A 15,453-nucleotide genomic window follows, 5' to 3' on the forward strand; every position below is an offset into this window, starting at 1 on the left:
CAAGATAAACTATGTATATATTAAAATTTATATATATACTTTTATTTTTCTAAAGGAGGTTTATGAAAGAAAAAAATATACCCGCAATTCAACTTACTGATGTAAGTGTTGATTTTGGTCAATTAAATGCAATAGATAAACTCTCGTTTTCGGTCGAAAAAGGTGAGCTTGTGTCAATACTGGGACCTTCAGGATCAGGTAAGTCAACAACATTAAATGTCATATCTGGTCTGGTAGGTGTAACAAATGGAAAAATTTATTTTAATGGTCAAGATGTTACAAAAACTAGTCCTCAAGATCGCAAGTTAGGACTGGTTTTTCAAAACTATGCATTGTATTCGCATATGAATGTTTATGACAATATTGCGTTTCCATTATTTAGTGACAAAAATTGAAAAAAATCGATAAAAGAATCTGCTGATAAAGCTCAACATAATGTACTGAAACTAATTATTGAAAAATCAAACATCAAAAATCTTGATACTAAGGAATTTGATCGAGCGTTTGACAATAAAATAAAAGCATTTGATAACGGATTGAAAAAAGTTACAGAAGCTAAACAAGCCATTGATGATTATGTTAATACAAATTATCAAAAATACAATAATGTTATAGTTAAGCAAACGAATAAAATAACTGAATTATCAAAAACCTTTATTTCAAAATTAAAAGATTATGAAAACTATTGTAAAACTACTGAAAAAATACTAGATTTTAAAAATGATTACACACTCGTAGAATATCAAAGCGGTATTAAGCAAATCATTGAAGATATGAAAAAAATTCATCAAAACATCATTCAATCTGAAAAATCATTAAGTTCTTTAGAAAAAGCCAATTGTTATATTGTGACTGAAGAAGCTGAAAAAAAACTTGTTAAAAAATTAACATTCCGTTTAAATGAATTAAAGGATTCCTCTTATGGTAATTTTTTAACTAATATTAAATTAGCCTATTTATTTAAAAACGCATATAAAGGATATGCGTTGATTGACGGAACAAAGAAGGTAGCTCAAGCTAAAAAAAATCGAATTAAAAAATATGAAAGCGAATTAAACGAACAAAAAGCAAGACTTCATCGTTTATTATCGCCACTTTCAGAAAGGGATTCGAATTTAAAATATAGACAAATTTTTCCTAAATCGTTTTTCAAACTTTATAAAAAAATAGCAATGGATATTTACAATTTAAAATACAAAATGTATTCTTTAAGATATGATATTGAAAAAAATGCTTATTACAAACTTTATAAAGCAGACAAAATGATGGTGAAATATCATACTTTAACCCATGACTATAATAAATGCGTTAGTGAGTATAAACAAACATCGCGTGAATGTTCACAAAAATATAAAGAGACATCGTCTGAAATATTGAATAAAGTATGTGAATTTTACGATATTTCAGTAAAAAATACTAATGATAAAATTGCTTTATTAAAAACAAAATTCGATGCTAAAACAACAGCAAAAATTACTGAATTAGAGAAAAATATAATTTCAATAAAAGACGCAATCAAAAGAGATGTTATTGAAATTGCAAAAAAAGTCGAAATTGATGATCTTTTAGCAAAAAAACCAAATGAAATTTCTGGGGGTCAACAACAACGAGTAGCTATTGCACGAGCTATCGTTAAAAAACCTCAAATATTGTTGCTGGATGAACCTCTGTCAAATCTTGATGCAAAACTACGTACTACAACTAGAAAATGAATAAAAGAATTACAACAAGATTTTAATATTACAACCATTTTTGTTACTCATGACCAAGAAGAAGCTATGTCAATATCGGATAAGATAGTTTGCATGTCGAAAGCAAAAATACAACAATATGGAACACCCGAAGAATTGTATTCAAATCCAAGTAATATATTTGTTGCTAAATTCATTGGAGTTCCTGAAATAAATTTATTAAAAGCGGAAGTAAGTAAAAACATAATTAAATTGAACAATATATTCACTAAAATGCTAAATAATTATTCAAAAAATAAAATATATATCGGTATTAGACCTGAAGATATTTGTTTAAAAAAGGATTCGAATATTAAAGCAAAAATAAAAGAAATTGAATATTTAGGAAAAGAAGCATATGCACAAATACATATTGAAGGTACAGACATTACTTTATCAATGTTTTTATCAAATATTCAAAAACACAAAATTGATGACGAAATCAATATTGAAATAAACACTGAAAATATATTAATGTTTGATTATGATACAGGGGTCAGATTATAAATGTTTAAATGAAGGCTGAAAAAAATTAGAAAAATACAAAATAAAGCTATCCAAAACAATAGCTTTATTTTGTTTAAAAAAACTAAATTTATTAAGCCTTTTTTATTGTTGTTGCCAAGTATTATTGTTTTGTTATTGTTCACTGTAGTACCATTTGTATATGTTATTGTAGATTCGTTTTTGATTCAAGGGGATTCAATCAAAATTACTGATATAAATGTAGGTTTAAAGAATTATGAATTTCTTTTAAAAAGCGATTATGAATTTCAAATTGCGTTGAGAAATACCATTATATATGCACTTGTTGCTTTACCAATATCTCTTTTTATATCCATTGGTGTTTCAATAACTATTTCAAATTTAACAAAAAGATATTGAAAGTCTTTTTGACAATCAATATTCTTTTTACCTTATGTTACGAGTGGAGTAGCTATATCAATTGCTTTCTTTTACTTATTTGCAGATAAAGGAATAATGACTAAAATACTCGGATTGGAAACGTACTCATGATTGACACAAAGAAGTGGGTGAAATTCTTTAATTGTTATCATATTACGTGGTGTTTGAGAAAATTTAGCATTTCAAATACTGATGTTATCTACAGCATTAATGAGTATAAACCCAATGTTATATAAAGCCTCACAAATTGATGGTGTTTCAAAAACCAGAGAGTTATTTGCAATCACTTTACCAAAAGTTAAAAGAACCTTATTATTTTTAATTACAATAGGGATTATTGGTGGAGTAAAAATATTTCCGCTTGCTTTATTTGATAATAATCCCACTCAAGCTACGTCCTATCAAGGTCAAACTATTATGACTTATATATATAGTATGCTCATGGCTAACAAAGAACAATTTAAGCACTATTCAACAACAGCGTCAGTAATACTATTTATATTAGGAGTCTTTTTATCATTTGCAATTAGATATATTGTGATATTGGGATATCGAATAAACATTCATTTAGGAGTAAAACGTGTTCAATATAAAATTAAAAATAATAAAAACCCGTACAAAACGAATTATCAAATATAGTAAACAAGACATAAAAAATTCAATTAATATTGCTGAATCATCATTTGGTTTATTCAAATATATTCTAAAAATGTTTGTATTGTTATTTTTTGGATTATTAATTATTTTTCCATTATTTTTTATGATTTGAATGTCATTAATACCTGAAGACGTGATTGCTAATTCTAATGGTAATGAAAACATTCCCTTGTTTAATAGTTTTGACAAATTAACGCTAGATAATTTTAAATATGCTTTAAATAGCGGTTATATTAAAGCCTTGTTATTAACAATATTAATGATGTGTACAAGTGTTGTGTTAAGAGTATTATTTTCGTTAACTTTTGGTTATGCATTTAGTTTAAGAAATTGAAAATTTAAAAAAATATCTTGATTGATATTTTTAGCTATTTTAGTATTACCAGAGGTCGCTTTATTATCTGGGCAATATCGTGTTATAGTTGCTCTGGACTGAAAAAACAATGAGTTATTACTTTTATCTTTGACATTGCCTTTTGCTGCCAGTGTATTCAGCGGATATCTTTACCGCATTGCTTTTGAATCTATACCACAATCTGTACGCGATACAGGGAAAATTGATGGATCAAGTGAATTCAGATTTTTCATAAAAATATTATTACCTTTAGTTAAACCAACAACATTATTAGTAATGATATTAACAGCGTTTGCAGCATGAAATAGTTACGCATGGCCAAATTTAATAATTAATAATTCCTCATCGGATTTTTGAGATTTACTTAATTTATGAATTTTTAGAACTGGATACAAAATAATGAATGGTGAAAATCAATCAATAATATCTATTAAAATGGCCGCTTCGTTTTTAGCAATAATGCCCATGATGATTATTTATATCATATTTAGAAAAACTATCATACGTGCAATTACCAATAATAAATTTAAAGTCACTTCAAAATCTTAAAATCACACACGTGATTTTTTTTTTTGTTATTAAATTTAAAAACACACAATTTCGGCTTAAAAAAAGACGTATATGTATTTTTTCATATTTTGTAAATCATTAAAATATATAATTTACATATGCAAAAAATTAAAAGAATATTAAAGATGTTATCTCCTATTGCAGTGTTAACTCCCTGTGTATTAGCATCAATTAGTTGTACATCACGCTTTGAACAAGAAGAAAGAGAAAAATTAAGAATCGTTACATTTTATTCAAACGATGTAGAGAAAAAAAGATATAAAGCTTTAGTTGAAATTATTGATTCATACAATAAGTATGTAGATGAAAATCAATCAAAAAATAGTGAACTAATGAAAATTGAACCTTATGTTTTAGGAAAAAATCATGAAGAAATGATTAGTAAATTGCGTTTGGGTTTAAGCAATAAAGATAGTTCAAATTTAGGAAATTTAATACTGGCCTACCCATCAGTAGCTGTTGCTATAGCTGAATATGATATGAGTCTGGATTTCAATAATTCTACTAAAAACATTTATGATAAATATACGAGTATTAACAAAAACTTGCTAGGATTGGATCCAAACAAAAAATGAGTACTTCCATTCGGAAGAAGTACAGAAATAATGACTATTGACAAATTAGCATTGGCTCATATTATTAAACAAATTGACCAATACAACAAAAAAATAAATAACAAAAGCATAATTTCAACAGAAAATGCTAAAAAAATAAATGAAGCAATAACTCAATATGACTCAAATTCAACGGATGAAAAAGAAAGAAATTTTATTGAAAATTATTGAAAAATTACCGAACAAAGTATACAAAAACACTGAAATTCATTTGATCTATCTTATTTAGATGACTCAATTTTGGATTCGTATGATTCATTGTACAAATTTAGTCAATTCGTTAGCTTATTATTGAATGAGTCGAATGCGCAAAACGACGTTTATACATTAGGATTTGATAATCCAATTAGTGAATTATATATGCAATTGTTCAATGAATCTGGAAACAATTGGGATGAATATTTTTTAAAACCAGATAAAAATAACAGTGTTAAATTAGATTACAAAAAAATTCTTAACGATAAAACAAGTAAAGAACATAAAATTTTCAAATCTAAGTTAAGTCAATTGTTGAATATTATCAATACTGGTAGAATGTATACTCAATATTCAAATGATTATTTTAATTCAGTGAGAATTCAAAAAGATCACAAAATACTGTTTGCAATAAGCTCTTCCAGAGCAATAAATTACTATAAATATGCTCCGAATTTTTCTTTAACATACAAACAACAAAACATTTCTTATTTAGCGGATAATGGTAACGGATTAAAATATCAAGATAACAATATCATTTGAGAATCTGGAAAATACAAAAAAGTAGTTTTAACAAATGATCATATAACAAATAATCAACGAAACAAAATTATTCAATTTGCCAAAGATGCAAAAGATATTCAGGTTTTATATAATGGTGCAAACGCTTTTGAATTATTTAAGAAAAACAAAAATGATTTAATGAAAGTTTACATTAATACCGAATATGATAAAAAAGCTAAAAAAATGTTACCTTTAACACCTGAACAAATAAAAAAAATAGATGAAGTTGATCTTAATGTTTCCGATGTTGCCACATATAAACAAATGGTTGAAGAAGAAAAAAAACTTGCAAAAAATAAATACGAAATTATTTATTTAATTAAAAATATTGAAAAAACTACTGAAAATTATAAAAAATTGAATGATAATGAAACATTTGTAACAACAACACCTAAATATAAAGAAAAGTCAAAAGATGTTCGTGGTACATATTTTGTTCAAGGACCTTCATTAATGGCCATGCATGCTAATCAGAAACAAAACAAAGCAACTCAGCATTTTGTTCAATGATTGTATGAACATAAAACAAATTATGATAAATATATAGCTACACCGGTAGAAAGATTTGCAAGCCAATCTGAATATATATTTCCTTCAGATAATTTTGGAAAATTATACAAAGATAAACATGTAAAAAATAACGTTTTCAATGATATTCAAATTGAAAATCAAAAAAGCGATATGCTGCCTTTTGAAGAACCTGTAGATACTTCTAGTCAAATATTCAGAGAAGCCATAGAAGTTAATTTGAATTTAGCTATAAAAGATTCTTATAAAAAAGATAATCAATTAACTATCGATCAATTAATAATGAATATAAAAAACAAAATAAAATAAAAAAAACAAGCTATTAAAGTGATTTAATATTTCACTTTAATAAAGCTGTTTTTTTATTTATTTTATTCGTTAAAAATCCCAATAATAGGCCCGTTAGATAAACCTAAGTTTTTTTGCAGACTATCTAATAAACTATTTTTTAATTTGTCTAAATCTTCAATGCTATTCATTTTTAAAGCAAATTCCAAACAAGCGTCTAATAATCCATTAAATTCTGGTGAATCAATCACATTAAATGTTACCGATGCCATGGCAATAAATAATTTTTTAATTTCATTTATATTGAATACTGGAGATATGTTGTTGTTTACGTCTTTTAATTGACTTATCAATGTATCCATTAATAATTTTTTATTTTGTTTTAAATAATCCACAATTGCTTTTTTAAAATTTTTTCAATTTTTTTGTAATTTTATTTTGATGTTATTAAAATCTTCAGGATTCATATTTTCCGAATCCATTTCTAAATATTTAGTAAGAATATTTGTAATCTCTTCATGATGATTAATATCAAATTTTTGAAGGTTTTCATAATTTAATTGAACTTTGTCATATTCAGTTTTTAATTGACCAATCATTTTATTGTATAAAGCATCGATTTTTATTAGAATATTGTTTCACTCTGAATTGTTTTCTATTTTCAATAATGATGAATATGTTAAATCTTTTTTCTTTGCTTCTTCAATGAAATTTAAAATTTTTTGTTTTTTATTTTCTTCGGTTAATTGAGCGATATCAAATTGTAATTTAACACCGGCAAAATCCAATGTTTTTTCATTATCAGTACCTTTTATTTTACCTTCCACTTGGTTCAGTACATTAATAAGCATTTTATCGCTTTTTTCCTCTTTATTTACCACATTATCACAAGATATCATTGCTACTGGTGCTGTTAATGTTACGGCAGTTAGTGCGCCGTATTTTAATATTAGGTTTTTATATTTCATAATTTTTCCTTTGTTTCATTTCTAATTTAATTATATTAAAAATACCATTAAAAAAACAACCAAAAAAGAGGTTATCTTTTTTTTGGTGTGTTAATTTATAAGTTTTTTGCGTCAGTAGCAATCATTAATTCTTCGTCTGTACGAATTACATATACTGGAATTTCACTTTCAGGTGATGAAATTAATCAGTAATCTCCACCTCTTTCAAGGTTTTTTTCATCTAATTTAACGTTGTATGAGTGAATTCTATCAATAATGTTTTGTCTTGCAGATGCACCGTTTTCACCAATACCAGCAGTAAATACAATAGCGTCTGGTTTGTTTTGAATTTTGTTTAAATAATTTGCTAAATAATCAGCTGATTTTTGAGCAAATAAATCAAGAGCGAATTTAGCACGAGGATTTGTTTCTGCTTTTTCTTCTAAATCACGCATATCACTTGAAACACCACTCACACCTAATAATCCTGATTGATTATTCAATATGTTTGCAGCTTCATCAATGGTTATGTTTAATTCTTTTGATAAGTATACTGGAATAGATGGATCAACATCACCACATCTTGTTCCCATCATTACACCACTTAAAGGAGTGAATCCCATTGTTGTGTCAATTGATTGTGAATCTTTAACAGCACATAATGATGAACCGTTACCTAAGTGTAAGTTTACAAAGTTAACTTTTTCTTTATTTAAGATTTGCTCTAATTTTCATGTTATGAAACGGTGACTGATTCCGTGGAAACCGTATTTACGAATAGCGTGTTTGTCTGCTATGTCCTTATTGATTGCGTATGTGTAATTAATTTCAGGAATAGTTGCGTGGAATCCTGTATCAACCGTCATAGTTAATTTTGCATTTGGCAATAATTTTTTAAAAGCTTCAATAGTTTGGATAGCACCTGGGTTATGTAATGGTGCTAATTTTGTATATTCTTTAATAGAATTTAAAACTTCTTCAGTAATGATTGTTGATTTCATTAAGTTTGGACCGGCATTAACCACTCTAAATCCAACTGTGTGAATTTCTTCTAATGATTCAACAACATTGTTTTCTTTTCATTGATTCATTACTGCTTTAACAGCTTCTTCATGGTTTTTTAATTCGATGTCTTGTGTAAATTTTTGGTCATTGAATTTACAGATGATTCTACCGTCAACATTGATTCTTTCAGCAAGACCTGAAGCAATAACTTTTAAATCTTGTTCTGTGAAAAGAGATCATTTCATTGAAGAAGAACCAGCATTTATAACTAATATTTTCTTATTCATTGTTTTCCTTTTCGTCTTTTGTAATTTTAATTTGATATTTTTTAATTCAAATTAATATTACAATTATAACGCATTAATTAATTTTTCCAAACTATTAAAAAAAGCAATAAAAAATCAGCCGATTTGACTGATTTTATTTTGAATTTCTGAAAAATACTCTCATCATTTTTCAAATCAATGTTATAAATAGTAAATAAATATTGAAGGCAAAAATGATACTTGAAGTCATTATTATTTTCTTTTCATCTGGAATTTTATTTTCTGTTAGTGAGTTACTGAATTTTCTAATCATTTCAAAATTGACTCCAATGATTGCTGTGACAGCCATAATTGTTAATGCAAGATATACATTATAAAATAATTCGCCTGCACCAGTAAAGATTAAAAAGTAAGAAACAATGAAACATATTAATCCGGCTATTAACGCTATTGAAATAAGTCAATAATATTTAGAAAAATTTATTTTTCCAAAATAAGCTAATACACCCATTGTTATAACAATCAGTACTGGTATTGCAAATGTACAAACTATTTTGTATCCTTCGATGTTAGTATACATTTGAACAAACATAGTTACAACTGTTAAGTTAAACGTTGCTACAGCAACCATAAGTGAATAACCTATTAAAGCTCCTACTCAATTAATTTTTTCCACTCGCTTGTATGAAAATACCATTTGTAATACTAATGAAAGAATAAATTGAAAAATCAATGTTGCAATAAATATCAATGAAAGCATCGAAGCTGAATTACTTGTTTGGTCAAAAGCATTTGCTGCTAGTTTTTGAACTGCGGGTATTGCAGTTAATACACCAGCAAATAAAACAGTAATAAGCATACCAATGCCTAAAAATATACTTGTTAAACCTAACAATTTGTGTTGTGTTTTTGTATTAGCGATTGTTTTATAAGTGGTATTGCTGTAATTTCCGCCATTGTACTCTGTGTCGTATTCGTACATATTTCTCCTTATGTTAATTTTTATTTAAACTATTATCATTATAAAATTTTATTATTTTTTTTATATAGTAATAAATAACACTTTTTGACTTTTTAATACCCTTTTCTTCCAATAAAATTACCAAATCATTTAAACTTGATCCTAAGTCTTCGTTTTTTAATTTATATACAATCATTTGTTCTTTGGTAAAATTTTGTTCTTGTTTATTATTTATTACTCATTCGTATGCTTTGTTAAATTCTACATTAACTTTTGCTATTTTTTTTAAGTTGTAATAATCAAAATTGATTAATCTATTTGTTGAATTTTTCATATCTCTTTCAATTTTGACTTTTTCAAATTGGAAGTATGATTCTATGGCTCCGATAGCTTTCAAAAAATCGCAAATTTGTTCCACTTTTTTAATATAAAGAATTTGATATTCTTTGCGTTTAGTATATTTAAATTGAAGGCCATATGGTGATAAGATTTTAACAATTTCATCAGCCTTTAATTTATTTTGGACTTTTATTTCTAAGTGATAAAGTGTTGAATTAACATCACTTACACTTCCCGTGACTAAAAATAACCCGGCAAAAAAATCTTGCTGTTTTTTAATTCTTTTATTCATAAAATCTTTTGAAACTGTAAATGAGATCCCGTTTTTACGTGGTTGTTCATATTTAATTAAAACTAAATCTAGCGCTTGTTTTATGTATGAAAGAACATCAGCGTTATTAATTATTAAAAATATGTTTGCGTGTTCATTTTTTGAATAAATAATCCCACGAATGAATTCTTCAATATTTCTTTGTGTTAATTTTAATTTAATAATTTCGTCTTTAATTTCTTGTGTGAAAGTCATTTAATAGCCTTTCTATATTAAAAAAATGGCGGATAGTAAGGGATTTGAACCCTTGAACGTCGTTAAACGTTATTTGTTTTCGAGACAAACCTCTTCAGCCACTCGAGCAACTATCCGTATATATGCTTATTAATTTTATAAAAAATTAAATAAATATTGATTAAACAATGTATTTAATTTGATTATTGACAAAAAAATAAAAAAAAGCGACTCCCTATTTTCCCTTTACGGTATCGTCGGCGTTGTAGGTCTTAACTGCTGAGTTCGGGATGGGATCAGGTGGGCCCCTACGCTATGGTCGCTATGGTTAAATAATACACTAAAAAAAATAATTTGTTGCAAAAAAAATATTTTTTTTATTTTCTTTTTTAAACTATTTATTTATAAATAGTGTATATTATAAGAGCGATGAGCCGCATCGAGTGTTAAAACTCGTATGTACCGCCTTACTTATGTAAGGTGTTTTTTTTATTTATTGACAAAAAAATAAAAAAAAAGCGACTCCCTATTTTCCCTTTACGGTATCGTCGGCGTTGTAGGTCTTAACTGCTGAGTTCGGGATGGGATCAGGTGGGCCCCTACGCTATGGTCGCTATGGTTAAATAATACACTAAAAAAAATAATTTGTTGCAAAAAAAATAAAAATTTTTATAAATATTTTTTCCCTCCTTGTTTTTAAATTAAAATTGAACTATGGAAAAATCAAAAATTTTATATGAAAATAAATGAATTAATTTATACGAAACCTCAAACGGTTTTGTTTATGCACAAAGAAAAGGAGTTGACAGTATTGCTTGTTTATGCATAAGGAAGCAAAAAAATAATGAATATGAATTTTTAATTCATTATCAACCCTTGCCTGAAATTGTTTTAAAACAAAGATGAGATACTTGTTTCCCTTGTGTTATTACAGGTAGTATAGAATTAAATGAAAATCCCTTAAATGCTGCTATAAGAGAGATTTATGAAGAAGGAGGTATTAAAGTTGGGGTTAATAATTTAATTGCTGAAAACAAGTTTGTTTCAACAACCCAAATGAATGAAACTGTTTATGCATATTTATTTGATGTAACAAATTTAAAGCAAGAAATACCCCAAAATGATGATTCAATTTTTGAAAGCGTTTCCTATAATGCATGAATTAGTGAACAAAAACTTCGTGATATTATACAAAATAAGCTAACATTATCATCTTTATCCAATTTATACAATCTTTTTATAATAACCAAAACACAATAAACAATGCTTAATATATAAATATATGCGCACGCCTACGCGCGCGCATATGTTTAAAAATACCATAATTTTACAAAAATTTGTTATAAAAATGTCTAATCATTTGTTATATATAAAATAACGCCATGGTTATTTTTTTATACAAGACTTTAAATAATAATATCGCTTTTTTGGTGTACAATCTAAGTATATAGAGTTAAAAAACTCTGTATAAGAGAGAAAAAAAGAGATATAAAGAAAGAGGAAAAATGAAAAAATTTGAAGATATAATAGTTAGAACACCAGCTGGAAGCATGGTAGACGGAATTTCATCAGGTCTATACAACCAAACACCAGTTGATTACGAATTAGCTAAAGAACAACACAAAATTTACATTAAAACATTAGAAGAAGCAGGACTAAAAGTTCGTGTAACAGAAAAATTAGAAAAATTCCCAGACTCATGTTTCGTAGAAGATACAGCAGTTATCGTTCCAGGACGTGAATTAGCAATCTTAACAAACCCAGGGGCAGATTCACGTAATGGTGAAAAAGAATTTATGTTACCAGTATTAAGAGAATACTTCCCAGAAGACAAAATTAAAAAAATTACTTCTCCAGGTACATTAGATGGTGGAGATGTTATGATGGTTGGAGATACATACTTCGTAGGTATGTCAGAACGTACAAACGACGAAGGAATTAGACAATTCCACAACTTCTTAGCAGAAATTGGTAAAAAAGTAGTTCCAGTTCCTATGACAGAAATGTTACACCTAAAAACCGGAGTTAACTACTTAGAACATAATAACTTATTAATTTCAGGTGAATTCTTAGACTACCCAACATTTAAAGACTTTAACCAAGTTGTTGTTGACGAACCAGGTGAAGAATATGCAGCAAACTGTATCTGAGTAAATGATACAATTATTGTTCCATCAGGATACCCTGTTTTAGAAGCTAAAGTAAGAGCTCTTAAAAAATCAGATGGTCAACCATATAGAGTTGTAACATGTGATACTTCAGAATACAAAAAACTTGATGGTGGATTAAGCTGTCTATCATTAAGATTCTAATCATTCAAAAAGGCGGTGTTTCACTTGCCTTTTTTTACTACCACAAACAAACACACAGGAGAAAATATGAATTCAGTTCAATATAAAAGATTTATTGTACGTAAACCAGGAAAATCAATGGTTGACGGTATTAATGATTGAGGAGAATTAGCAAATTTAGGAAAACCAGTATTTGCTAACGCCCTAAAACAATGAGAAGATTATGTAAAAAGCATTAAATCACTTGGAATCGAAGTAATCGAATTACCAGCATTAGAAGAATACCCAGATTCATGCTTTGTTGAAGACCCAGTAGTGGTTGTTCCAGGGGAAATGGCTATTATGACAAATCCAGGAGACAAAACACGTAATGGTGAAAAATTGGCAATGGAAGAAACAATTAAAAAATTATTCCCAGCTGACAAAATTAAACACATTACAGCGCCAGGATTAATGGATGGTGGAGACGTATTACCAATTGGTGACACATTTTACATTGGTTTGAGTAAACGTACAAACCAAGCAGCTATCGACCAATTTGGAGAATTTGTTAAACCTTTAGGCAAAAAAGTAGTAGGAGTACCAGTTAACGACTTTTTACACCTAAAAACCGGAACAACATACATTGGAAACAATAATTTATTAGTAACAAGAGAATTTAGAACAGCTGAAGTATTTAAAGACTTTAATTTAATTATGGTTCCAGATGAAGAAGACTACGCTGTAAATGTAATTAACATAAATGGAACAATTTTCATGCCAGCTGGATATCCAAAAACAAAAGCAATGCTAGAAAAACTAGAAGGATACAAAGGAATCGTAGAATCAGATACATCAGAATACAAAAAAATTGACGGTGGATTCACTTGTTTATCAGTAAGATTCTAATCTTTATATATACATCAAAAATGCAGATTATCATATGCTGCATTTTTTTGTTTAAATTTATAAGGAAAATACATGAGCAAAAATAAAACTATTACTAATAAATTATATTTCTAAACAACGTGAAGCACTGAGACAACTTTACCGCAAGTCCATTAAATAATAGGTCAATTAGTAACAATAAAAAAAGAAATACACCCTAATTAAAATCACATAAATTTTAAAAAAATAGTAAAAATTTACAATAAATAAACTTTAATTATTTAAACATAATTAAGGTTTTAATTTTTATTAAAAAATACCTTTAAATTAATTCGACATGAATTTAAATCATTAAATTATAATGCGTTGAATTTGTTAACTACATCTAAAAAAAATATAAAAAAATTTTGTTCGCAGATATTGTGCATAAAAAAACAACCAGTAAAAATTGCATATAAATTGTTTTTTAAACGATATAAGAAATAATAATTAAAAATCGCGCTCTTGTATATATAAATTGTAAAAATATTTGTAAATTAATTTTAAATAAAAATGGAAAAGAAAAAAATATTAAATTTGGATTTAATTAAAGTCTAATAAATAAAAATAAAAAAACCAAAATTTGCTTTATTAATAGTTGCTTTTTTATATTTTTGTAATATTGCTTCAAAATCGTTTGAATTTATAAAAAACAGCTTTCTATATAAATGGACTAAATACTTTACAAAGGATCGCAAATTTAGTAAAATTTAGGTATATTTATAAAATCTTATAAATATGTAATTACATAAAATTTTTATAACAATATTTAAGGAGAAAAATGCCTGTAAATTTAAAAGGAAGAAGTTTAGACTCAGCTTTAAACTTCACAACAGAAGAAGTTAGATACGTTTTAGAACTATCTAAAAAATTAAAAGCATCAAAAGAACAAGGATTACACACAAACAACCGTCCACTAGTTGGAAAAAACATTGCAATCATGTTCCAAAAAGACTCAACAAGAACACGTTGTGCATTCGAAGTTGCTGCATTCGATTTAGGAGCTGGATGTACATACATCGGGCCTGCTGGATCAAACTTCGGTAAAAAAGAATCAATCGAAGATACAGCTATGGTTTTAGGAAGATTCTATGATGGAATCGAATTCCGTGGATTTAAACAAAGCGACGTTGACGCTTTAGTTAAATACTCAGGTGTACCAGTATGAAATGGATTAACAGATGCTGAACACCCAACACAAATGTTTGCTGACTACATGACAATGGAAGAACACGTAGGAAACATGAGTGGTAAAAAAGTTGTTTTCGCTGGAGACATCAAAAACAACGTTGCTCGTTCAATCATGATTGGTGGAGCATTCGTAGGAGCTCACGTAGTATTATGTGGACCTAAAGAACAACACGAACTTGTTAAAACAGGAGAAGGATTCAAAGAAGTATTCGAAGAATGTCAAAAACTATTTGCACGTAACGGTGGATCAGTTTCATTCAGCGATAACAAAATTGAAGCTGCTAAAGATGCAGACGTTATTTACACAGACGTTTGAGTATCATTAGGAGAACCATTTGAAATTTTTGAAGCACGTATCAAAGAATTAGGATCATTCCAAGTTGATATGGATATGATCAAAGCTGCTAAAGAAAACGTTGTATTCTTACACTGTTTACCAGCATTCCACGATGATCATACACAATTCTCAGCAAAAATTAAAGAAGACTTCGGAGCTAAATACCCAGTTGTTGCAACAGGAGCAATGGAAGTTACTGACGAAGTATTCAAATCAAAACACAACAAAGCTATGGATCAAGCTGAAAACCGTATGCATACAATTAAAGCAGTTATTCTAGCAACAATAGGATATTAAT

12 protein-coding genes, 1 tRNA gene and 2 rRNA genes are annotated in these 15,453 nt (G+C 27.5%); 8 read left to right on the forward strand and 7 right to left on the reverse strand.

All coding sequences use genetic code 4. The annotated features are described in order from the left end of the window. Positions 1-62 precede the first annotated feature (62 nt). From HGG69_RS03160 to HGG69_RS01135, 4 genes are all read left to right on the forward strand, one after another. Complete coding sequence (locus HGG69_RS03160; RefSeq protein WP_169604975.1) at positions 63-2,237, forward strand: ATP-binding cassette domain-containing protein; 2,175 nt, start codon at positions 63-65, stop codon at positions 2,235-2,237. Further along, a complete protein-coding gene (locus HGG69_RS01125; protein WP_169604976.1) occupies positions 2,238-3,275 on the forward strand; it encodes a carbohydrate ABC transporter permease in 1,038 nt (345 codons plus the stop codon). It abuts the gene before it with no gap. After that, positions 3,217-4,197 (forward strand): carbohydrate ABC transporter permease, encoded by a 981-nt coding sequence (locus tag HGG69_RS01130; RefSeq protein ID WP_169604977.1) that lies wholly within the window; start codon positions 3,217-3,219, stop codon positions 4,195-4,197. The genes HGG69_RS01125 and HGG69_RS01130 overlap by 59 nt, the downstream gene beginning before the upstream one ends. Before the next feature lie 119 nt (positions 4,198-4,316). Continuing rightward, a complete protein-coding gene (locus HGG69_RS01135; protein WP_169604978.1) occupies positions 4,317-6,428 on the forward strand; it encodes a P68 family surface lipoprotein in 2,112 nt (703 codons plus the stop codon). Between the two features lie 62 nt (positions 6,429-6,490). Here the strand turns inward: HGG69_RS01135 and HGG69_RS01140 are convergent, their stop codons facing one another. From HGG69_RS01140 to rrf (HGG69_RS01170), 7 genes are all read right to left on the reverse strand, one after another. Then, positions 6,491-7,375 (reverse strand): hypothetical protein, encoded by an 885-nt coding sequence (locus HGG69_RS01140; protein WP_169604979.1) that lies wholly within the window; start codon positions 7,373-7,375, stop codon positions 6,491-6,493. 95 nt (positions 7,376-7,470) lie between these two features. Continuing rightward, complete coding sequence (locus tag HGG69_RS01145; RefSeq protein ID WP_169604980.1) at positions 7,471-8,646, reverse strand: acetate/propionate family kinase; 1,176 nt, start codon at positions 8,644-8,646, stop codon at positions 7,471-7,473. 133 nt (positions 8,647-8,779) lie between these two features. Continuing rightward, on the reverse strand, positions 8,780-9,607 hold the full coding sequence (locus tag HGG69_RS01150; RefSeq protein ID WP_169604981.1) for an MAG0110 family membrane protein: 828 nt from the start codon (positions 9,605-9,607) through the stop codon (positions 8,780-8,782). 13 nt (positions 9,608-9,620) lie between these two features. After that, positions 9,621-10,451, reverse strand: a complete 831-nt coding sequence (gene whiA, locus HGG69_RS01155; protein WP_169604982.1) for a DNA-binding protein WhiA — start codon at positions 10,449-10,451, stop codon at positions 9,621-9,623. A gap of 26 nt (positions 10,452-10,477) precedes the next feature. Continuing rightward, positions 10,478-10,567, reverse strand: a tRNA-Ser gene (locus HGG69_RS01160). 85 nt (positions 10,568-10,652) lie between these two features. Further along, a 5S ribosomal RNA gene (gene rrf / locus HGG69_RS01165) occupies positions 10,653-10,757 on the reverse strand. Positions 10,758-10,943: 186 nt separating this feature from the next. After that, a 5S ribosomal RNA gene (gene rrf / locus HGG69_RS01170) occupies positions 10,944-11,048 on the reverse strand. Between the two features lie 96 nt (positions 11,049-11,144). Here rrf (HGG69_RS01170) and HGG69_RS01175 point away from each other — a divergent pair. The 4 genes from HGG69_RS01175 to argF all read left to right on the forward strand — a co-directional run bounded on the left by HGG69_RS01175 (position 11,145) and on the right by argF (position 15,452). Further along, entirely contained in the window at positions 11,145-11,690 is a 546-nt protein-coding gene (locus HGG69_RS01175; RefSeq protein ID WP_169604983.1) for an NUDIX hydrolase, read from the forward strand. A 245-nt stretch (positions 11,691-11,935) separates the two neighbouring features. Next, entirely contained in the window at positions 11,936-12,742 is an 807-nt protein-coding gene (locus HGG69_RS01180; RefSeq protein ID WP_169604984.1) for a dimethylarginine dimethylaminohydrolase family protein, read from the forward strand. A 66-nt stretch (positions 12,743-12,808) separates the two neighbouring features. After that, positions 12,809-13,609 carry a dimethylarginine dimethylaminohydrolase family protein gene (locus tag HGG69_RS01185; RefSeq protein WP_169604985.1) on the forward strand — a complete coding sequence of 267 codons (801 nt, stop codon included), beginning with the start codon at positions 12,809-12,811 and terminating at the stop codon, positions 13,607-13,609. Between the two features lie 799 nt (positions 13,610-14,408). Beyond that, positions 14,409-15,452 (forward strand): ornithine carbamoyltransferase, encoded by a 1,044-nt coding sequence (gene argF, locus HGG69_RS01190; protein WP_169604986.1) that lies wholly within the window; start codon positions 14,409-14,411, stop codon positions 15,450-15,452. The last annotated feature ends 1 nt before the right edge of the window (position 15,453 follow it).

Source organism: Mycoplasma phocoenae, assembly GCF_012934855.1.
In the GTDB taxonomy this organism is placed as follows: Bacteria; Bacillota_I; Bacilli_A; order Mycoplasmatales; family Metamycoplasmataceae; genus Metamycoplasma; species Metamycoplasma phocoenae.